Source organism: Psychrobacter sp. D2 (assembly GCF_013608135.1).
In the GTDB taxonomy this organism is placed as follows: domain Bacteria; phylum Pseudomonadota; class Gammaproteobacteria; order Pseudomonadales; family Moraxellaceae; genus Psychrobacter; species Psychrobacter cryohalolentis.
This window is the reverse complement of the sequence record NZ_JACDXZ010000010.1, coordinates 21212-41186: the sequence shown is the minus strand read 5'-3', so window position 1 is coordinate 41186 and position 19975 is coordinate 21212. Positions and strand designations below refer to the sequence as shown.

18 protein-coding genes are annotated in these 19975 nt (G+C 42.0%); 10 read left to right on the top strand and 8 right to left on the bottom strand.

Annotated features, from left to right (window positions below; all coding sequences use genetic code 11):
- Positions 1–4 precede the first annotated feature (4 nt).
- A complete protein-coding gene (locus H0262_RS11860; RefSeq protein ID WP_133104851.1) occupies positions 5–634 on the bottom strand; it encodes a superoxide dismutase in 630 nt (209 codons plus the stop codon).
- Positions 635–1091: 457 nt separating this feature from the next.
- Between H0262_RS11860 and rdgB the strand changes: the two genes are divergently transcribed.
- From rdgB to H0262_RS11835, 5 genes are all read left to right on the top strand, one after another.
- Positions 1092–1754 carry an RdgB/HAM1 family non-canonical purine NTP pyrophosphatase gene (gene rdgB, locus H0262_RS11855; RefSeq protein ID WP_259275463.1) on the top strand — a complete coding sequence of 221 codons (663 nt, stop codon included), beginning with the start codon at positions 1092–1094 and terminating at the stop codon, positions 1752–1754.
- Positions 1755–2199: 445 nt separating this feature from the next.
- Positions 2200–3543, top strand: coding sequence for a trigger factor (tig, locus tag H0262_RS11850; RefSeq protein ID WP_011514543.1), 1344 nt, complete (start codon positions 2200–2202; stop codon positions 3541–3543).
- A 407-nt stretch (positions 3544–3950) separates the two neighbouring features.
- A complete protein-coding gene (gene clpP / locus H0262_RS11845; protein WP_409033828.1) occupies positions 3951–4646 on the top strand; it encodes an ATP-dependent Clp endopeptidase proteolytic subunit ClpP in 696 nt (231 codons plus the stop codon).
- 133 nt (positions 4647–4779) lie between these two features.
- Positions 4780–6054 carry an ATP-dependent protease ATP-binding subunit ClpX gene (gene clpX, locus H0262_RS11840; protein WP_020444354.1) on the top strand — a complete coding sequence of 425 codons (1275 nt, stop codon included), beginning with the start codon at positions 4780–4782 and terminating at the stop codon, positions 6052–6054.
- A 451-nt stretch (positions 6055–6505) separates the two neighbouring features.
- On the top strand, positions 6506–7489 hold the full coding sequence (locus tag H0262_RS11835; RefSeq protein ID WP_020444355.1) for a c-type cytochrome: 984 nt from the start codon (positions 6506–6508) through the stop codon (positions 7487–7489).
- A 128-nt stretch (positions 7490–7617) separates the two neighbouring features.
- Here the strand turns inward: H0262_RS11835 and H0262_RS11830 are convergent, their stop codons facing one another.
- The 3 genes from H0262_RS11830 to argS all read right to left on the bottom strand — a co-directional run bounded on the left by H0262_RS11830 (position 7618) and on the right by argS (position 11543).
- Positions 7618–8712: a PTS transporter subunit IIC gene (locus H0262_RS11830; RefSeq protein WP_181210880.1), complete on the bottom strand. Its 1095-nt coding sequence runs from the start codon at positions 8710–8712 to the stop codon at positions 7618–7620.
- A 143-nt stretch (positions 8713–8855) separates the two neighbouring features.
- Positions 8856–9647 (bottom strand): SPOR domain-containing protein, encoded by a 792-nt coding sequence (locus H0262_RS11825; RefSeq protein ID WP_181210879.1) that lies wholly within the window; start codon positions 9645–9647, stop codon positions 8856–8858.
- A 66-nt stretch (positions 9648–9713) separates the two neighbouring features.
- Positions 9714–11543, bottom strand: a complete 1830-nt coding sequence (gene argS / locus H0262_RS11820; RefSeq protein WP_181210878.1) for an arginine--tRNA ligase — start codon at positions 11541–11543, stop codon at positions 9714–9716.
- Between the two features lie 415 nt (positions 11544–11958).
- Here argS and H0262_RS11815 point away from each other — a divergent pair, with 415 nt between their 5' ends.
- Positions 11959–12177 (top strand): DUF2788 domain-containing protein, encoded by a 219-nt coding sequence (locus H0262_RS11815; protein WP_020444359.1) that lies wholly within the window; start codon positions 11959–11961, stop codon positions 12175–12177.
- Positions 12178–12220: 43 nt separating this feature from the next.
- Here H0262_RS11815 and cmoB read toward each other — a convergent pair whose 3' ends face one another.
- A complete protein-coding gene (gene cmoB / locus H0262_RS11810; RefSeq protein ID WP_181210877.1) occupies positions 12221–13312 on the bottom strand; it encodes a tRNA 5-methoxyuridine(34)/uridine 5-oxyacetic acid(34) synthase CmoB in 1092 nt (363 codons plus the stop codon).
- A gap of 50 nt (positions 13313–13362) precedes the next feature.
- On the bottom strand, positions 13363–14151 hold the full coding sequence (gene cmoA / locus H0262_RS11805; RefSeq protein ID WP_181210876.1) for a carboxy-S-adenosyl-L-methionine synthase CmoA: 789 nt from the start codon (positions 14149–14151) through the stop codon (positions 13363–13365).
- A 232-nt stretch (positions 14152–14383) separates the two neighbouring features.
- On the opposite strand from cmoA, the gene msrA reads away from it, so the two are divergent.
- The 4 genes from msrA to H0262_RS11785 all read left to right on the top strand — a co-directional run bounded on the left by msrA (position 14384) and on the right by H0262_RS11785 (position 18246).
- Positions 14384–14905 (top strand): peptide-methionine (S)-S-oxide reductase MsrA, encoded by a 522-nt coding sequence (msrA, locus tag H0262_RS11800; protein ID WP_181210875.1) that lies wholly within the window; start codon positions 14384–14386, stop codon positions 14903–14905.
- 216 nt (positions 14906–15121) lie between these two features.
- Positions 15122–15781, top strand: a complete 660-nt coding sequence (gene tmpT / locus H0262_RS11795; protein WP_181210874.1) for a thiopurine S-methyltransferase — start codon at positions 15122–15124, stop codon at positions 15779–15781.
- 12 nt (positions 15782–15793) lie between these two features.
- Positions 15794–16507: a DUF1499 domain-containing protein gene (locus H0262_RS11790; RefSeq protein ID WP_181210873.1), complete on the top strand. Its 714-nt coding sequence runs from the start codon at positions 15794–15796 to the stop codon at positions 16505–16507.
- A 266-nt stretch (positions 16508–16773) separates the two neighbouring features.
- Positions 16774–18246: a lytic murein transglycosylase gene (locus tag H0262_RS11785; RefSeq protein WP_181210872.1), complete on the top strand. Its 1473-nt coding sequence runs from the start codon at positions 16774–16776 to the stop codon at positions 18244–18246.
- A 129-nt stretch (positions 18247–18375) separates the two neighbouring features.
- Here H0262_RS11785 and H0262_RS11780 read toward each other — a convergent pair whose 3' ends face one another.
- Positions 18376–18675 (bottom strand): hypothetical protein, encoded by a 300-nt coding sequence (locus tag H0262_RS11780; RefSeq protein ID WP_011514557.1) that lies wholly within the window; start codon positions 18673–18675, stop codon positions 18376–18378.
- Positions 18676–18880: 205 nt separating this feature from the next.
- On the bottom strand, positions 18881–19909 hold the full coding sequence (locus H0262_RS11775; RefSeq protein ID WP_310502992.1) for a DUF4062 domain-containing protein: 1029 nt from the start codon (positions 19907–19909) through the stop codon (positions 18881–18883).
- Positions 19910–19975 lie beyond the last annotated feature (66 nt).

The window sequence follows — 19975 nt, the reverse complement described above, 5'->3', positions numbered from 1 at the left end:
AAGATTACTCTTCAACACCAGCATCTTGACCTTTGTATTTTGCGTTTGCGTAGTCCCAGTTCACTAGCTTGTCTAGGAACGTGTCAACATAGTCAGGACGACGGTTACGATAATCGATGTAGTACGCATGTTCCCATACATCACAAGTCAATACCGCGATTTGGTCATGTGCAAGTGGTGTATCAGCGTTAGCTGTTTTGGCGATAGACAATTTGCCACCGACTTTATCAGCGACTAGCCACGCCCAACCTGAACCAAACTGAGTCAATGCTGCATTTTTGAACTCTTCACGGAACTTGTCATAGCTACCGAAGTCTTCTTCGATTTTAGCTTTTAGATCGCCAGTAGGTTCGCCGCCGCCATTAGTTGGCGTCATGCAGTTCCAATAGAACGTGTGGTTCCATACTTGGGCTGCTTGGTTAAACATACCTTGCTTGCTGTCATCTTTAGCTGTTGCTACGATGATTTCTGACAACGTTTTGTCTTCTAGACCAGAACCTGGTAGCAATTCGTTAAGCTTAGTCACGTATGCATTGTGATGCTTATCATGATGGAACTCTAAAGTTTCAGCACTGATGTGCGGCTCTAAAGCATCTTTTGCATATGGTAGGTCTGGTAAAGTAATCTTTGACATAGTTATTTTATCCTTGCTGTTTTAGCTGTTATTTTATGGAAACTGAATTTTACGCTATTTTTAACACGCAAAAAACCCTATAAAATAGCTGGCTAAATTGGCTGAGTTTATTGTTTGAAATGAATTTTATCGATTAATACATTGTATTGCTGAACACAGTATCACGTATTATTATGAATCCAAAATTAACTATTATTCTTTTCTTGCTCTTGGCTCAAAAGCCAAACACTTGACTTTGTCAGCCTTTATTAACCAAATATTCACAAGCTATAAGATATAATTCACTGTAGCTTGGCAGCTATTATAGCAATAGTGGCGACAAATATCAGTTACCAAATGTTATGCAAAGCGCAATCAGTATTGCTTGTGAACAGCAAACAAAAAAATTATAAAAATAGTACCTTAATATGAATCACTATTTTTTGTTTAGATCTAACGACACGACGGAATATTCTCTATGAGTGCTATCAATACACTACACACATCGCGACCCTTGACCCAATCTACATCTCACAAGCAATGGGTACTCGCCAGCAATAATAAAGGCAAGCTTGCTGAGTTCACAAGACTATTTGCGGAAGCAGATTTGGATGTGACGATTGTCCCTCAAGGTCAGCTCGATATCGACGATGCGATTGAAGATGGCTTGAGTTTTATTGAAAATGCCATTATAAAAGCCCGTCATGCCAGTCGTATTAGTGGATTGCCTGCGATCGCCGACGATTCTGGACTTTGTGTGCCAGTATTAGGTAACGCACCCGGTATTTATTCTGCGCGCTATGCCGGTGAGCATGGTAACGATAGTAAGAATAATGAAAAGCTTATCGCTGACTTGCAGCCTATCAGCGCAGCACAGCCTGATACTGCTATTAAGGGCATGTTCGTTTGCGTACTGGCGATGGTACGTCATGCTGATGATCCGCTACCGATTATCGCGCAAGGTTTATGGCACGGTGAGATTTTAGAGTTGCCACATGGTGATGGTGGCTTTGGTTATGATCCATTGTTCTGGTTACCAGAGCTGCAGGCGACGGCGGCAAGCCTCAGCGCTGCGGATAAAAATAGCATCAGCCATCGCGGTCAGGCGATCAAGCAGTTACTGGCGCAATTGCCTTTATAAGACGTTTATCTCTTGTAGTTATCCAATTTGATGCCATTTAATCCTCAACCAGTCAATCAGGCGCAGACATACAAGACGTACTTTAAATAAGATCACTGATATAGTAAATTGATACCACGTAAACGACAAAACAGATAATTTTTACTTTAATAAACAGATAGATTATACTGTTCTACTTTTAAAATTTTGTTGAAAGCCGTTAATTGTCTGTATTATTCGCCAAAAAGCGTTATTATGCGACCTATTGACGGTTTATTATTGATATTTGATAGTATCGACTAAGATTAAATAGGTCGTTTTTCAGAGCCAGCAGCGATTGCTAAAGGCATTGATTTGAGAATGACTTGCTATCACTATCCCCTATTTATTCCAACGGCAACCAGTCGTAAACGCCCGTATTTTGAGGCATGGTTGTCTATTATTTAATCCTAAAGGTGTAATGATCATGGCTACAGATTTACAAGTCACAACCAACAAGCTATCTAACAAAGAAACTCAGTTAACGGTTAAAGTACCCGTTGAAAAGATTCAAAACAAAGTTGAAGGTCGTATTCGCCAAGTAGCGAAAACTGCCAAGATTGACGGTTTCCGTAAAGGTAACGTGCCTATGTCACATATCCGTTCACAATACGGTGCTGGCATTCAACAAGAAGTGATCAACGACGTCATCCGTGATACCGTTTTTGAAGCGATCAAATCTGAAGACATCCGCGCCGTTGGCATGCCTAACATCGACGACGTAAAACTTGAAGACGATTTCTTGGTTTATCAAGCCACTGTTGAAATCTTCCCAGAAGTTGATGTACAAGGTATCAATGAGATCGAAGTTGAGCGTCATACCGCCAAGGTTGATGAAGCTGATGTTGACACCATGATCGAAAACCTACAAAAACAACGTGAAGAATTCGTTGAGAAAAAAGGTAAAGCGGACAAAGGCAATCAAGTCACTTTTGACTTTGAAGGCTCTATCGATGGCGAGAAGTTCGAAGGCGGATCTGCTGAAGACTTCAAATTGGTTATCGGTAGCAATCAGATGATTCCTGGCTTTGAAGCAGGCATCAAAGGCATGAAAGCTGGCGAAGAAAAAACCATCGACGTGACTTTCCCAGAAGATTATCAAGCTGAAAACTTAGCGGGTAAAGAAGCTCAGTTCAAAATCAACGTAAAATTGGTTGAAAAATCTAAGCTACCAGAAATTGACGATGCGTTCCTTGAGCTATTCGGTGTCAAAGAAGGCGGCGTTGAGAAGTTAAAAGACGACGTTCGCAAAAACATGGAACGCGAAATCAAAAATGCTGCTCGTAGCCAAGTCAAGCAAGCAACATTTGACGCTTTGTTAGAAAAGAACGAGTTTGACGTACCTAATGCTATGCTAGAGCAAGAAATCGAGCGTCAACGCAACATGATGATGCAACGTTTTTCTCAGCAGTTCGGTGCCAATGCTGATAGCTTCGATAAAGACATGCTACCAAATGAGTTATTCGAAGAGCAAGCGCTACGTGCGGCACGTCTTGGCATCATCGTTGCTCGCGTTATCGATACCAAAGGCTTAGAAGTTGACCAAGCTCGCGTTGAGACGTTCATCAAAGAAGCGGCTGAAAACTACGAAGATCCAAGTGAGGTAATCGAGTACTACACCACTGATAAGCAACAGCGCGCGAACATTGAGTCTGTTGTATTAGAAGACCAAGTGGTTGATTATCTAATCGAGCAAGGTAAAGTAACGGACAAAGAAGTTAGCTACCAAGACCTATTAGCTGCTCAGCAACAACAGCAGCAAGCAATGTAATCTAGCTAGCTCTTTGCCATTAACTGGTACTGACTGCTAAGATTGCTCTAAAAATGCCCTGACAAATTTGTTAGGGCATTTTTATTGGTGGCTTATATGCTATCTTTATGGATAGATTATAGACAGTACCCTTGATAAGTACGCATAAACGCCCTATTAATAGGAAGTCATTTATCATTTGTCACATTAAAAAGTTACTATTACTCTGATAAAAAAGTTACCATTAGCTCAATTATTTTAAGCTAATAGCCTTTATTACCGCTATTTATCAACTATTGATGCGATACCCGTCTCATTTAGCGTAATAGGTTTTATTATAAACCGACAATGTTTACAATGATAAACACCAATAAAAATTTAACGATTTTCTACTTTTTATCTTCTATCTTTATAAACAGGATATTTTTATGACAGATTATGATCGCATCACTGCCAACCCGCATTTTGATATGCTGATGAGCGCACACACTACTGCCCAGAGCGCACAGTATAGTCAAAGCGCAACCCAAGCAGCATTAGTTCCTATGGTAGTTGAGCAATCAGCTCGCGGCGAACGCTCGTTTGATATTTTCTCGCGTCTACTACGTGAGCGCGTTATCTTTTTGACCGGTCAAGTCGAAGACCATATGGCCAATCTTATTGTGGCGCAGCTGCTATTTTTGGAAGCCGAAAACCCTGATAAAGACATTCATTTATATATCAACTCACCAGGCGGCTCGGTCAGTGCTGGTTTGGCCATTTTTGATACAATGAACTTTATCAAACCTGAAGTATCAACCATCTGTATGGGCGGTGCGTATAGCATGGGCTCATTCCTGCTGGCTGCTGGTGAAAAAGGCAAACGCTATGCCCTAGCCAATGCTCGCGTCATGATTCATCAACCTTCAGGCGGCGCGCAAGGTCAAGCAACGGATATCGAAATCAATGCACGTGAAATCCTAAAAACTCGTGCGCGCTTAAACGAGATTTTGGCTGAGCGTACGGGTCAGCCAGTAGACAAAATTGAAAAAGACGTCGAGCGTGATTATTGGTTAGATGCTAAAGAAGCCAAAGAATATGGTCTGATCGATGAAGTATTAGAGCGTCGTCCTACTTCTTTATAATAGCCAGTCTATGAGCAGCTGTATCGATGTAGCTAGTAGCGCGGCTTATGCTTAAGTGCTCTATATTAGGTACTTAAGCGTTGATACACACATCAGAATATTTATAAGTATAAAATTTTAGGAGTGCCTGTATATGGCAGAAGATAACACCCCGCAGTGCTCGTTTTGCGGCAAAGAAAAAAGTGAAGTGAAGCAGCTGATTGCCGCTGACGATGCCAATATTTGTAATGAATGTATTGAGCTATGTACAGACCTTATCGCCGACAGTGACGAACATGGTGATGACGATAGCGATATTGATACCTCTTGGGTCAATAAAAAACTGCCAACGCCAAAAGAATTGCGCGCCAAGCTTGATGAATACGTCATCGGTCAGGATGCTGCTAAGAAAGCTTTGGCTGTTGCCGTTTATAACCATTATAAGCGTCTAAAAGTTAGCCAAACTTTAGCCAATGATAGCAAAAAAGCTAAAATTGGCGCTGATGATGCAATGGTAGAATTGGCAAAGAGTAATATTTTGCTGATTGGTCCAACAGGTTCTGGTAAGACTTTACTTGCGCAAACGCTAGCACGTCTACTTGATGTTCCTTTTGCGATGGCGGATGCCACGACTTTGACCGAAGCCGGTTATGTTGGTGAAGACGTTGAAAACATCGTACAAAAGCTATTACAAGCATCAGATTATGATGTTAGTAAAGCGGAGCAAGGCATCATCTATATTGATGAGATTGATAAAATCAGCAAAAAAGGTGATAACCCTTCTATCACGCGTGATGTATCAGGTGAAGGCGTACAGCAAGCATTGCTAAAACTTATTGAAGGTACGGTCGCGGCTATTCCACCACACGGTGGTCGTAAGCATCCGCAGCAAGAGTTGATCCAAGTCGATACCAGCAATATTTTGATTATCGTTGGTGGTGCGTTTGCCGGTCTTGATAAAGTCATTCAGCAGCGTACTGAAAAGACAGGCATTGGCTTCAATGCTGATGTCAGCTCAAAAGATGATAGTCGTCGTAGCTCAGAACTACTGCAACAAGTAGAGCCTGAAGATTTGATCAAGTTTGGACTTATTCCGGAGCTTATCGGTCGTCTTCCAGTACTTGCTGCGCTTACAGAGCTAGACGAAGATGCATTGGTTCAGATTTTGACGGAACCTAAGAACGCCTTGGTTAAGCAGTATAAGTATCTGTTTGATATGGAAGGCGCTGACATTACGTTTACTAAAGAAGCACTTGATGCGATTGCTAAAAAAGCGATGGCACGCAAAACTGGTGCTCGTGGACTGCGCTCTATCGTTGAAAATGCTCTGTTAGAAACGATGTATGAGCTGCCTTCTATGAAGGATGCTAAGACTGTACTCGTTGATGAGCAAGTGATTAACGAAGGCAAGACGCCTGAAATTGCTTAACTGTTAACTTGCTACATCACTCGTTTGAATTAGCGAAAAGTTAGCTAAAATTTAAAAAAAGCGCTCAAACATGATCTATGTTTGAGCGCTTTTTTATGCTAAATACAAGGACTTCAGTTTAAAAGAAGCAACGAAATACTAATGTTATGGCTTCTGTTTTCAATTTTAAAACACTTTACGTATTTGTATTTGATACACTAATGTTACTAGCAACCTACCGCTTCATTCTCTGTTATATTTCAAGCGCTAGAGTTAGGCTGCTGAGCAACTAAGATTGCATCAAAGACTCGATATTACGTGTTATTTTTATGCTGTTCTAAAGATTATCCTTATTTTTACTGCTCTTAGCCTTTTACTGACACAAAATATCGAGTTAGTTTTACCATTATGGCACCTAAACTAGCATATAAATTTAAATTTCTATATTACTTTTTAAAATAAGGATATTCCTATGAAAACGCTCCCATATCCTAAGCGCTCCGTTTTGATAGCCACTGTGTTTGCCATTAGTGCTGTCGGTATTACTGGTTGTAGCGATCACACTGAAACCAAAGCCGTTGACCGTGTCGAAGAAGCGGCAGCATTGGCACGAGTAAAAGATCTCGAAGCACGCGCTGAAGCGATCAAAAGTAACATGCCAGCTGCCAATGACATAACTGCGACCGCAGGTGGCACTGATACGGCAAGTGGCAAGCCTACTATTAAGATGCCAGATGAATCTACGATTCCAGATGATGAGTTTGGTGCCGCTGTGCGTCGCGGCTTACAAATTGCCAATCACACTTATAAAGAGATGCCAAATAACGTTGGTAATCAGCTGAACTGTACCAGCTGTCACCTTGGCAATGGTTCAGAGGCTTATGCTGCGCCTTGGAACAATATGCCCAGTGTCTACCCTATCTATCGTACGCGCGCAGGTCGTGTCAATACGATACAAGAACGTATTAACGGCTGTTTTGAGCGTTCGATGAACGGTAAGGCACTTGATCTGGGTTCAGATGATATGAACGCGATGGTGGCTTACATGAGCTGGTTGTCACAAGACATGCCTTTTGGCGTATCGCCTGAAGGTCGCGGTTTTGTCAAAGTGGATAAAAACCTCGAGCCAAACACTGACAATGGCAAAAAGCTATTTGCAGAGAAGTGTAGCGTTTGTCATGGTGCAACTGGTGAAGGTCAGTATAACGACGATGGCACTTACGTTTATCCTGCTGTCGCTGGTGAAAAGTCCTTCAATGATGGTGCTGGTATGGCACGTACCTATACGGCTGCGGCATTTATCAAAGGCAAAATGCCCTTTGGTCAAGGCAATACGTTAACTGACCAAGAAGCGGTCGATATTGCTGCTTACTTTACTCACTTGCCACGTCCGGTAAAAGCCAATAAAGACAAAGATTGGCCAAAGGGCGACGCTCCTAAAGATGTACGTCGCTAATTTAAAAATGTTATAAATGCTAGAAGAATGAAAAGCCCAGCTACCTTAGATAACTGGGCTTTTTGATTTTCCTGAGTTCTTCCTTAAATCTTACTTTTTAAGGAATGCTTTTTATTTTTTAATGAATGTTAAGGCAGTTTCATATCGCCATCGACCAACCAACCAAATCGGCGCATCATATAAGCCACAACGCCAGCAATCACAGCGGGCAATATAAACATCAATAAAATAATCGCCGTCCATAATTGACCCGTACTCATAATCTCTTTTGACGCTTCAATCACGCCAAATACGCCAACCAGTCCTGCGGTTCCCATACCTGCGCCTGTAGCCGTACATGCTAGCTCAAAGCCGACGGTCGCTATCGGACCGACGATAGCACTTGCTATAACAGCCGGTAATAAAATAATGGGTTTTCTGAGCACATTAGGGATTTGTAGCATACTAGTGCCCAAACCCTGAGACACCACCCCACTTATGCCGTTGTCCTTAAAACTGGCGACGGCAAAGCCAATCATATGGGCCGCGCAGCCTACCACTGCCGCCCCACCTGCAACTCCGCCAAGTCCAATAGCAATACAAATCGCCGCACTCGATGTCGGCATCGTTAGCAATATACCGACGACGACAGCAATCACAATACCCATTAATAATGGCTGTAAAGTAGTGGCTGCTTGAATCCCTTGACCAATGGCATTGACCGCAGCAACAACAGGAGGATTGAGCAGCGCACATACGGCTAATGCCACCGCGCAGACCAGTAAAGGTACCAGTAGAATATCGAGCTTGGTCTTGCCTGCAACCCATGTACCAGCGCGATAGGCAAAAACTGACGCCAAATATGCACCGATTGGATTACCCGGTAGCGCAGCAAAGGTGGCAGGACCTGCTTCTTGAGCAATAAATAGATTACCTGCCATTAATGCTTCAGAGTGAGCGCCCAACATACCAGCGACCAAACAGCTAAGCATTACCAAAGTTGGCGCTTTTAGATAATAAGCAATGCCGACACCGATGCCCGCGCCCATTAACACAGATGCCAATTTTCCGACAGCAATCAGTGCTGGAAGATTTAGCCAGCCACCGATTTGCGAGATGATAAGACCCGCTATTAAGGTGACAAAAAGCCCCAAAGCCATACCAGTAAATGCATCAATAAAGTATTTTTGAAAAAATGCTTTAAAAGGACTTTGCGTGGTTACTGCTGAATTAGATACCGTCATAGCGATACTCTCGGTTAGTGTGGCAATAAAAAATTTCAATATGGTGGGTTAAGCTTAGAAAAAATACGCCGCTATTAGCAAAAAAAACGTATAAAAAAAGCGCCACTGTGACGCTTTTTTTATACAATCAAACCAATTTAAAACTAACGACGTTGTTCAACGATAATAGAATCAATTCCGTTATTTTGCAGGCGCTGCTGAGCAGTAGCAACGGCTTGACGACTGTTCATCGGGCGTGAAATCACCTGATAGATAGGCAAGCCATTACCAGTAGTGTTTTTGACGACTTTTGCATCGACACCTGCCATCAGTACTTGCGCACGGCGACGGTCGGCTTCATCAGCATCACCAAAACTGTTAATTTGTAGGATATACGTAGCAGCAGGCTTAGCAGCTTGAATGCTTGCATTGCCAGCATTGGGTTTGTTTGCATTAGTACCCGGATTGCTTGTCGCTGGCGTACCATCGTAGGTCGCATCTTCCTCAATAATAACGATATCATCATTACCAGTAGCTGCACCAGCATTTGGCGCACTGGTTGTACCTTCAGAAATACTACCCGTACTATCATTAGCACTAGGCACGTTACTGTCAGTTTGATTGACAATCACATCCGGTTCAAATTCTATGATTTCACCCAGCTGGTCATTGTCGGTCTTGTCAAATTCTTCATCAGGGACGGTTGCCATTTCTTGATTGGGTAAAATATCATAGAATTCATAATCACCATTGTCGGCATCTGGATCCACTCGTTGCTGTATTTGCTTATTAGGATCTCCAGCCGTATCAGCGGGACTAAAATTAAACCATGGTGACAGATATAAGAATACCCCGATCATCAGCGTCAACACTGCACCAACAAACATCCATAATAAGCCTGACGCACTACTTGTTTTGCGCTTTTCAGTGGCACCTCTTGGTTTTTTGGCTAACATGGATCGCATTCTCCCTACTGAATCTATCTGTCATTATTGAATTATTACTATCAGTTGCTAGCTTTATTACATGCTAGACGGTGCAGACAGCCCTAATAGACCAAGCCCGTTACTGATAACTTGGCGTACTGCTTTAGATAAACGTAAACGAGCTTGCATCATCGCCATCTCATCTGCGCTTGGTGTCTCACCTGAAGTCAGGCTCACAGGCAAGATACGATTGCTGTCGTACCAACCATGGAATAACGCTGCCAACTCTTTAAGGTAATTAGTCAAGATGTGAGGCTCATAACCTGTCGCTGAGCGCATCAAGGTAGCAGGATAAGCAGCAAGCAGCTTAATCAACTCCTCTTCACTTGGTGCAACAAGTAATTCTTGCTGCGCCGCACCTATCGCATCATCCACACTTAAACCACTGGCTTGTAGTTTTTCTAACACACGGCAAACGCGGGCATGTGCATATTGAATGTAATAAACCAAGTTGTCTTTACTTTGCGATTTGGCAAGCTCCAAGTCAAAATCAACATGTACTTCAGGCTTACGCGCGACGTAATAAAAACGCGCAGCATCATTACCAACTTCGTGACGTAACTCACGTAAGGTCACGAATTTGCCAGAGCGTGATGACATTTGTACTTTTTCATTACCGCGCCATAATGCGACAAACTGCACCAAAACCACATCTAAACGGTCGGCATCGATACCAAGCGCCAATAAAGCCGCTTTTACGCGCGGTACATAACCATGGTGGTCGGCACCCCAAACGTTCACGACTTTGTCAAAACCGCGATCGAATTTATTTTTATGATAGGCGATATCAGAGGCAAAATAGGTGCTTTGTCCATTAGCGCGGCGTACGACACGGTCTTTTTCATCGCCAAAATCTGTCGATTTAAACCAGATATTGCCGTCTTTTTCGTAGAGATAGCCTTTGTCTTCTAAAATCTGTAAGACTGGCTCAATCTCACTATCAATCGATCTTTCGCTAAACCAGCATTCATAGCTCACACCGAAGTCATTTAGATCGTCTTTGATATCAGCCAAAATACTGCTTAATGCTGCATTTAGAAACAGCTCATAACCATTACCAAGTAAAGCTTTACTGTTGGCAATTAGACCATCGATATGGGCTTCTTTATCACCTGATAGCAGTACTTTTTCGCCATCGGCATTTATTTCAAACTGCGCATCTTCTGGCACGTTCTCGGCAATATCTGCGAAACGATGTACGTAGGTATCAGCATGCTGCGTCTTTAATGTCTGAGCAATATCACTGACATAGTCGCCTTGATAGCCGTTGACGGGGAAGGTGACCGTCTCACCATTGGTTTCTAGATAGCGCAAATAAGTACTGGTCGCTAAGATATCCATCTGGCGACCGGCATCATTGACATAGTACTCACGCGTGACATCATAGCCAATCGCCTCAAGCAAGTTTGATACGCTCATACCAAATGCAGCGCCGCGACCGTGACCAACGTGTAAGCTAGAAGTTGGGTTAGCAGAGACAAATTCGACCTGTATTTTTTGTCCGTCAAACTGCTTGCTTAAGCCAAAGCCATTTTGCAAATTAAAGATATCATCTAACACGGCAAACTTGGCTTCAGTATTCAAAAACACATTGATAAACCCTGGACCCGCGATTTCTATTTGGCGGATATCTTGATTCTCAGGCAATGCATTGACGATTTTTTCAGCCACTTGGCGCGGATTGGCTTTGGCAGCTTTAGCCGCAGTCAGAGCAATATTGCTTGCAAAATCACCATGGCTGGTATCTTTAGTACGCGTAATCTGGCTATTATTTTGCCAATCAGCCGGTAATTCGCCGTCATTTTTTAGAACTGCAATCGCACTGTCAAACAGTGAGGTAAGCGTATCGATTTGGGCTTGTGACATAGGACTATAAACTCGGATAAATAAACAATAAAAGTGGTGGAATATAAAATACGATAAAAAGATAAGTAACCTGCAAATATAACAACCTTTACCTGCTATTGCACTATTTGGACCAAAAATAGCGATAAAATGCTATTTATAGCAAGGTGCTAGGGTTTATTTGACGTTTAGGGGTTATTATAATTGGCAGAGGGCTTATAGGTCAGAGTTATTGTAGCGTTCCTGTTTCCCAAGGTTGATGAAACATTCATACCTAGCCTATTCCACGTTATAATAACGCCATTTATTGGCTACTTTCTCTAGATATCGTGACGCTTAAATATTTATTCAACTATTTGTAAATATTTCATTAAAAAGCAATAAAATAACGAACAGAGAACGTGGTACTTTATGACTTCGTATATAGGATAAAATTATGTTTGCCATTGCTGCCAGTACCGTTACCAGTTGGGGGCTTTACATCTTGTTGCCCATTTTTATTGCCTTTTTATTCTTTATCATTTGGGACTTATCAAAACAGTCTGGTGCTGGTCGCGCTGGTACATTTTGGATGTTTTTAGCACTTGGTGCTGGTTTTATCGGTTTTATCTTAAAAATATTGTTAGAAATGGCATTTACACGGTGGTTTATCTAAAAAGCATTGAAGATTTACTGCTTTGCCAATTATTTTTTGGCGATCATTTCTTGGCAATTAGAGTAGCACGCATCGGCGCAGGATAGCCTTCAAGAGTTTTGCTGGCATCATTAGGATCTAAAAAATCTGCTAACGAATGATAGGTCATCCATTCCGTTTTACGCTGTTCTTCCGTCGAGGTGACTGCCACATCGACGCAGCGCACCTCAGTAAAACCAGCTTTCTCTAACCAGCCTATTAATGCGGCAACCGAAGGTAAAAAATACACATTATTCATTTGAGCATAGCGGTCATGCGGTACCAGTACCGTATTGGCATCGCCTTCTATTACCAAAGTTTCAAGTACCAGCTCACCGCCTTTGACCAACTGCCCTTTAAGCTGTTGCAGGTGCTCAAACGGCGATTGGCGATGATAGAGCACACCCATACTAAATACGGTGTCAAACAGCTGGCTATTATCCGGTAATGCTTCAAGCGGCACTGGAATATAATGAGTTCGATAACGCCCTGTACCATGAACATGAGTATGCGCATCGGCGCTACCTACAAAATGCCGAATCGCCATAAACTGATGGTAAAACAAGCACGATGGGTCAATGATGATGACCGTATCGGCGCCTGCCCCTGCCATACGCCAACCATGATAACCAGAACCACCACCAACATCTAAGACGCGACGACCTTTTAAAGTACTCAAATGCGGTGCGACTCGTTGCCATTTCCAATCACTATGCCATTCGGTATCAATCAATATTGGCGCATTGGTATAGTTGTCATCTTTAGTATTAACAGTTTGACGACTACTGATCTGACCACCAATTTGAAAAGGCCCTTTGCGCCACGGCATGAGCTGCTTTAATAATGCCATTATTTGTTTGCGCTGAGACTCACTAAGATTTGCCTCAATCGTCAGGACATCACTGTTCAGATCGACATTATTGACGGTTAATGTTGGCAAACGTGCTACCGATGCTTGATAAGCAGGTGCATGCGCGTAGTTGGCTTTGTCCTTGATATCATTTAACCATGTTGGCAAGCGCGTAAGCCACTCATAAGCATTTGGCTGCTGTTGCGCTAGTTCTAGCAGGGTTAAATACAGTTCACGTTCGGCGTGGGTAATAGTGTCGTTAAGCATAAAAGCAGGTTACCGTATTGATCAAAAAACAACTGTGTTAAAAATAAGAATTATTTAAACGCCACAATAGAGACGAAGTTTAAAAACTGAAACCACGTGAGATGACGCTGAAAGCCAACATCACTCAATCGTGCGTGATGCTCATCTAAAGTATCCGTAATAAGGACGTTTTCTAGTGCATTTCGTTTGCCGCTGATTTCCATCTCGGTATAGCCATTGGCGCGTTTAAAATCGTAATAACGTTCAACCAACCACGCATCATACTGCTCATCAAAAGCATGGGTTTTTTCGGTCAATACCAATATACCGCCTTCGCTGAGTGCCGCATAAATCTTTTCTAACACCGCTACTCTATCGGCAGCCGGTAAAAACTGTAAGGTTAAATTCAAAATCACCATATCACATGGCTCAAGCTCAATATCGCGAATATCCGCAGTGATGACCTCTATGTCATGCTCAGGATAATTATCATTCAGTAAAGTAGTCGCTTCAGTGGTCATCGCAAGTGAAATATCAATCGCTTTAATTTGCAAATCTTGCGGCTCAAACTCGCCAGCCAAGGTCATACTTGCAGCACCCAGCGAACAACCCAAATCATAAATACGGCTCACACGCTGACCACTATCACTCTGTTGGCGATATTTACAATGACGACGAGCAAATATGGGTAACATCGCCAATACCTGACCATAACCGGGAACACTGCGACGAATCATATCCGGAAAACAAGCCACCACTTGCTCATCAAATGAAAAGCGAGCTGCTTTATCTAGTGGCGTGGTGAATAAGGTGTCATGTTTAACAGTGGTAGGCTGAGATTGGCTCATAATGTGACTCATTCTTTGGTAATTAAACTAAACTTTAACGTGTGTAATCATCTTAACTGACGCTATCAATAATAAGCAGCTGATAATAACGAGCTTTTTAACGTAGCAAAAGCCCATTATAACATTACTATTTGTTACTTATCGCAGGCAACTGCGCTGTTAAGCTAAATGTATATCGCCAAGCAAAATAGATTTGTAAAACATGCTTGGCTCATATTTTATAATGATAAGAATAGGAAAAATTATGCAAACCATTATATTAGGCGGTGGCTGTTTTTGGTGCACCGAATCAGTATTTTTATCCGTAAAAGGCGTACAGTCTGTAATATCAGGTTATATGGGCGGCGATGCGGTATCAGCCAACTATGAAGCAGTCTGCGGTGGGAATACTGGTCACGTTGAAGTGATTAAAATCGGATTTGACGAATCGATTGTCCCATTAGAAGTGATACTTGATGTCTTCTTTGCCACTCATGATCCCACCACGATGGATCGTCAGGGTAATGATGTAGGTAGTCAATATCGTAGCGTCGTGTTCTACACTGATGAAACGCAAAAACCGACCATCGATCGCACCATTAACAAGCTGCGTGACATGGGTATAAATGTGGTGACCGAAGTACATCCTGCGGTTGAATTTTATCAAGCAGAAGAGACACATCAAGACTTTTTTAATCGCAACCCAGGACAAGCTTATTGCAACTTTGCCATACCACCAAAACTTGCCAAACTGCGCAAAGAGTTCAGTCAATATATGGTGAGCTAAGCATCACATTGCCTAACAATTTATTCGTTTCAGACATGTCTTAATTTATTATTTAATAAAAGCCAAATGCTTATAATATAAGTATTTGGCTTTTTTAATTTCTGATAATTTTATTGGAGTTAATGACTTTGACAATATCAAGCGACAAGTTATGATAATGCATCGACTGTAAAAAATAACTGATAATAGAAATCCTTATAATTGAAGGCTAAAGCAATGAATCCAGAATTTTGGCAGGCTCGCTGGAAGGAAAAACGCATCGGATTTAATCAGCCTAAAGTGAATCCTTTATTGATTAAATACTTTTTAGATTTAAAAATGGCCATCGGAAGCCGTATATTCATCCCTTTATGCGGCAAATCTATTGATATGATTTGGCTAGCCAATCAAGGTTTTGATATGGTCGGCTTGGAATTGGTTGAGTCAGCGGTACAGGAATTTTTTGCTGAAAATAATATTTCTTACACGATAAAAGCGCATGATAAAAATTCAAATATTAAATGCTATCAAGGGCAGTTATCAGGACAAATAATAGCGTTATGGGTTGCAGATATATTTATGCTAAGTACTAATGATGTTGGTCGCGTTGATGCGGTCTACGATCGAGCAGCATTAATTGCGATGCCAGAAGAGCTGCGCCTGCAATATAGCCAGCAAGTCATCGACCTCAGTCAAAACGCTCCTCAGTTATTACTGACACTCAATTACGACCAAAATGAGCGAGCAGGACCGCCCTTTTCAATCAGTCATGAGCAAATCCAGCAGTACTATAGCGCTCACTATCAAATTCAAGAACTCGAGGGCGAATCATCGACTTTGAACGCCGCACCTGAGATGGCGGTGACAGAGCATGTTTGGTTGTTGAATAAACCATAAGAGAGAAATCTAATGAAAATTTTAGTGAGTTTCGTAAGTCTCATTGCTTTCTTATTAGTCGTATTGACAGGCCCTCTTTATAAGTATGACATCATTGAATTAGGTACGGTATTTACAGGGTTCAAATATGGCATATTGACTGCTGTTGCAGCGCTTGTGTTGCTCGTATTACAAGTTATATTTAAGCGAAATACACTAACGCTTGCCAATGTGGTAGTCACCATTGCGTTATCCACCGTTGCTCTCGGATTACCACTTAGTATGCTGAGTAAGAGCAAAAGCGTAGCGCCTATTCATGATATTTCAACTGACTTAGTCAACCCACCTGAGTTTGTCGCTATTGCTCCGCTACGGGCTGACGCACTCAATCCAGTCGCTTATGCTGGTGAAGCAACTGCCGAGCAACAACGTCAAGGCTATCCGGAACTAAAAACGCTAGTCTATTCACAATCAAAAGCTGAATTGGTAAACGCTGCCGAACAAGTTGCCAAAAATTTAGATTGGGAGCTTGTCAATATCGATGCTAATAAAGGTATTGTTGAAGCAACAGATACTACGGCGTGGTTTGGTTTTAAAGATGATGTCGTTGTACGTATCAATGATAATGGTAGCGAGCGTCTGGTTGATATCCGTAGTAAATCGCGGGTTGGCGGTAGCGATTTGGGTAAAAATGCAGTGCGTATTCATAATTTTATTGAGGAGTTGGATATCATTTTAGCGAAATAGCTTTGTAAAACACCTGTAAAATTCATCATCCACATTAAAACCAAAGACTTTCCTAAAATTATGTAATGCTAGATTTTTCTAAAACCCTATCCTAACCTCACGCCAACGTCAGCTTATAGTAACCGAGTGCTACGATACCTTTTCTTTACTATTGAGATTGGTTACTCTAAGTAAAATCGACTTTTCATCGCTTTGTTTTACTTTCTAATAACTAATTTCTAGTAACTGTTTTTTAACAGCTACTTCGACGCTTATAGGATATTTTTATGCGCTTGAATCACTTATCCACCTTATCTTTATTGACGGCAGCGATTGGCTTAAGTCTTGCCAGCACCGCTCAAGCTGCCAAGCCAGACGCACCAAACTTGTCTAATGCTCAGTTTCAGCAGTGTCTAGATGGTCTAAAAAACTCTAGCAAATTTCGTGATGTTGATAGCTATACCTTTAATAACTATCGTCCCAGTGAGCCTGACCCTAGTGTTATTCAATCGCTAAACTATCAACCTGAATTTCAAAAAGACGTTTGGGATTATTTGTCATCACTTGTTGATACCGAACGCGTAGAAGATGGTATCCGTGCCAAGCGTCAATGGGCGGATACGTTACGTAAAATTGAATCGCGCTATGGCGTTAAAGCCGAGCACGTATTAGGCGTTTGGGGCGTAGAGTCTAACTTTGGGCAGACATTGGGCAAAAAGCCTTTGTTTGAATCTTTAGCGACCCTATCTTGCTTTGATCGCCGCCAAAGCTATTTCCAAGGCGAATATGCCAATGCACTAAAAATTGTACAAAACGGTGATATTGCGCCAAGCGATATGACAGGTTCATGGGCAGGCGCGTTTGGTCAGACGCAATTTATGCCAAGTACATTTTTAGAGTTGGCAGTCGACTTCGATGGCGATGGTCGCCGCGACTTGGTCAATAGCGTCCCCGATGCCCTTGCTTCTACGGCAAACTTCTTAGATAAACGTGGCTACCGTTCAGGCGAAGCATGGGGTTATGAGGTAAAACTGCCAAGTGGATTTTGGGCAGCGTCCAACCGTAAAGATAAAAAATCAATGAGCCACTGGCGCAATCAAGGTTTAACCCTTGCTAATGGCAGCCCACTGCCTTCTGACTTGAGTAGTGCTGGATTATTATTACCAGCAGGTCCTGACGGCCCTGCATTCTTAGTCGGTAAAAACTTTGATACATTCTATTCTTATAATGCCTCAGAAAGCTATGCACTGGCGATTGCCCATTTATCAGATTTGATTACTCGCGAGAGTAGCAGTAAAACTGACTTTATCACAGCATGGCCAACTGACGATCCTGGTATAGGTCGCCAAGAATCCAGAGCGATTCAGCAAGCATTATTAAATGCAGGATATGATATCGGCGCCGTCGATGGTATTATCGGTGATAATACTCGTACTGCTATCCAGCAGTACCAGTCTAGCCGTGGCATTTTTCCAGCTGATGGACGTGCAGGGCAGAAATTCTATCGTGCCATCGTTGGTAATACGGCGCCTAATACTTCGCAATACGGCAATCAGTATAACCAGCCAACAAACAGTCGTCCTTTAAACCCCGCGTCTGCTGATCGTATGGGACAATTGATTCAACAGCAAAATACCGCACCTAATAGCTACTCGCAGCCTACAGCGATCAGCCCATCAAACTCAAGTACAACGCGATATCGCCGTGTAACGGGTGCTGATGGTACTATAAAACTGGTACGTATTGATGAAGGCTCTTGATTAGGTAATGTCTTTTAAGTATTAATAAAAATAAAAAGCCACGCTAATTAGCGTGGCTTTTTTATAATGTTAGTTCTGACACTCTTTATGACTTGACACAGTTTACATGATATATCTAATTTTTAGACATTAAACGATAGGCGGTGGATTCGGCTTACCATTGTCACCATCCCAGTTTTCACGAGCTTTATCATCTAAATCTGCTGGCGTCTTAGGCTCCCATTTGCCATTTTCTTTCCACGTGGCATCACCCCAATCTGCATCCTCTTCCTTTCTATCCAATTCTTTATAGACTTTGGTCGGATCGATACCGCGGCGCTTCATATCTGCTACTTGCTCTTCTAACGTATGAAACTGACTTGCCTCATGCATGGTTTGCTCTAAGCTATCCAACTCACTTTTTAACGCGTCATTTTTAGCATTACTCATTATTGGTTCTCCTTAATTGCTCAGTATTATTATGTGTTCATCCTGATCATTATTACGAGTATCAAAGGGATTCACAACGAGTACCACGTATACTTTGTATTACAAAACGTAGCCATCAGCAAAAAACGTGTTAGTCAATCATGATTTGTATGAGGTTCTAAGATTGGGAGCAACGATAATGACTGATAATAGCGAAGGCGATAATTTAGCTAGTGGCGGTTGATATAGCAGGATTTTCTATCGATGGCTTTTTTGCATCAAGTAAACTTTTTGCATAAAAAGTCAGCTTCCAAAGCTCCTGTGTGACCCGTGTTCCATAGGTAGTTAGCTGTATCCAATTAGCAGCAACCAATTGCCGCTGTAGATGATTGAGATCGTCTTGAGAGATTTGACAACGTGCCACAGCATGGACATTTGGCATCTCGCGCTTGATATCGATCTCAGCTCGCACAGCGATTAAGCGGTTGATACCACTTTGTAAACCATAACTTGAAAAAGTAGCTGGCATCTTTATCAGAGTAATTAATACGTCTTGCCATGACAATACCATTGGTCTTGTCACATCGGTTAAATTACCTCCCTCATAAGCTTGGGCTTTATAGTGAATCTCAAAGGTCTCTGTCAATACGATTGGCTTACTGACATTATCGTCCATACTCTGACTAGGGACGACAGTAGTCTCTTGCCCTGTCACTCTATTATTTGTCAAAGTAGCCGCTAGAGTCTCAGATGCTGAAGGTTTATTAGTCTTCATCGCCTCTTCATCAACCCTGATCCATCCCGCAGCTATATTATGGCTAGCAACCATTTTGTAATAGGCTTGGATAAGCAATTGCTCGATGTCGTTTTCTGTCTCGTAATAATAAATCTTATCCGTTTTTGACGTTACTGCACTGGTAAATTCTTGCAACTGTCTACTGATATTGGCGCCGTTATGATGTTTCTTTATTAGTATCAATAAAGGTTTGAGCTTCGCTTTAGCATTGAGATAGCTCAAATGCATTTGACTAACACCATTATTTTGCGTCGTACCGTAGCTATCGCCAATGACCATTAAAGCATAATCACAAGCATCAATACACTGACGCCCATATAACGAAGCTTTGGGTAATCTACTGGAAGCATCATAGGTTAAAAAGGCACGGCCTTGAAAAAATATCGCAATACTATCCAATACCAATAACTGGTCGTTATCAGCGCATACAATATGAATATGGTAGCGACGGTTTGGCACGATCACCTCTAATCTCTATTAGCTGGTCGAAAAAGATACGTTCTCAGAGTTCTCAGAAAAATTATA

Bases quoted from the DNA above. Each gene is read 5' to 3' on its own strand.
- H0262_RS11860 (WP_133104851.1), bottom strand. From the start codon at position 634: ATGTCAAAGATTACTTTACCAGACCTACCATATGCAAAAGATGCTTTA.
- rdgB (WP_259275463.1), top strand. From the start codon at position 1,092: ATGAGTGCTATCAATACACTACACACATCGCGACCCTTGACCCAATCT.
- tig (WP_011514543.1), top strand. From the start codon at position 2,200: ATGGCTACAGATTTACAAGTCACAACCAACAAGCTATCTAACAAAGAA.
- clpP (WP_409033828.1), top strand. From the start codon at position 3,951: ATGACAGATTATGATCGCATCACTGCCAACCCGCATTTTGATATGCTG.
- clpX (WP_020444354.1), top strand. From the start codon at position 4,780: ATGGCAGAAGATAACACCCCGCAGTGCTCGTTTTGCGGCAAAGAAAAA.
- H0262_RS11835 (WP_020444355.1), top strand. From the start codon at position 6,506: ATGAAAACGCTCCCATATCCTAAGCGCTCCGTTTTGATAGCCACTGTG.
- H0262_RS11830 (WP_181210880.1), bottom strand. From the start codon at position 8,712: ATGACGGTATCTAATTCAGCAGTAACCACGCAAAGTCCTTTTAAAGCA.
- H0262_RS11825 (WP_181210879.1), bottom strand. From the start codon at position 9,647: ATGTTAGCCAAAAAACCAAGAGGTGCCACTGAAAAGCGCAAAACAAGT.
- argS (WP_181210878.1), bottom strand. From the start codon at position 11,543: ATGTCACAAGCCCAAATCGATACGCTTACCTCACTGTTTGACAGTGCG.
- H0262_RS11815 (WP_020444359.1), top strand. From the start codon at position 11,959: ATGTTTGCCATTGCTGCCAGTACCGTTACCAGTTGGGGGCTTTACATC.
- cmoB (WP_181210877.1), bottom strand. From the start codon at position 13,312: ATGCTTAACGACACTATTACCCACGCCGAACGTGAACTGTATTTAACC.
- cmoA (WP_181210876.1), bottom strand. From the start codon at position 14,151: ATGAGTCACATTATGAGCCAATCTCAGCCTACCACTGTTAAACATGAC.
- msrA (WP_181210875.1), top strand. From the start codon at position 14,384: ATGCAAACCATTATATTAGGCGGTGGCTGTTTTTGGTGCACCGAATCA.
- tmpT (WP_181210874.1), top strand. From the start codon at position 15,122: ATGAATCCAGAATTTTGGCAGGCTCGCTGGAAGGAAAAACGCATCGGA.
- H0262_RS11790 (WP_181210873.1), top strand. From the start codon at position 15,794: ATGAAAATTTTAGTGAGTTTCGTAAGTCTCATTGCTTTCTTATTAGTC.
- H0262_RS11785 (WP_181210872.1), top strand. From the start codon at position 16,774: ATGCGCTTGAATCACTTATCCACCTTATCTTTATTGACGGCAGCGATT.
- H0262_RS11780 (WP_011514557.1), bottom strand. From the start codon at position 18,675: ATGAGTAATGCTAAAAATGACGCGTTAAAAAGTGAGTTGGATAGCTTA.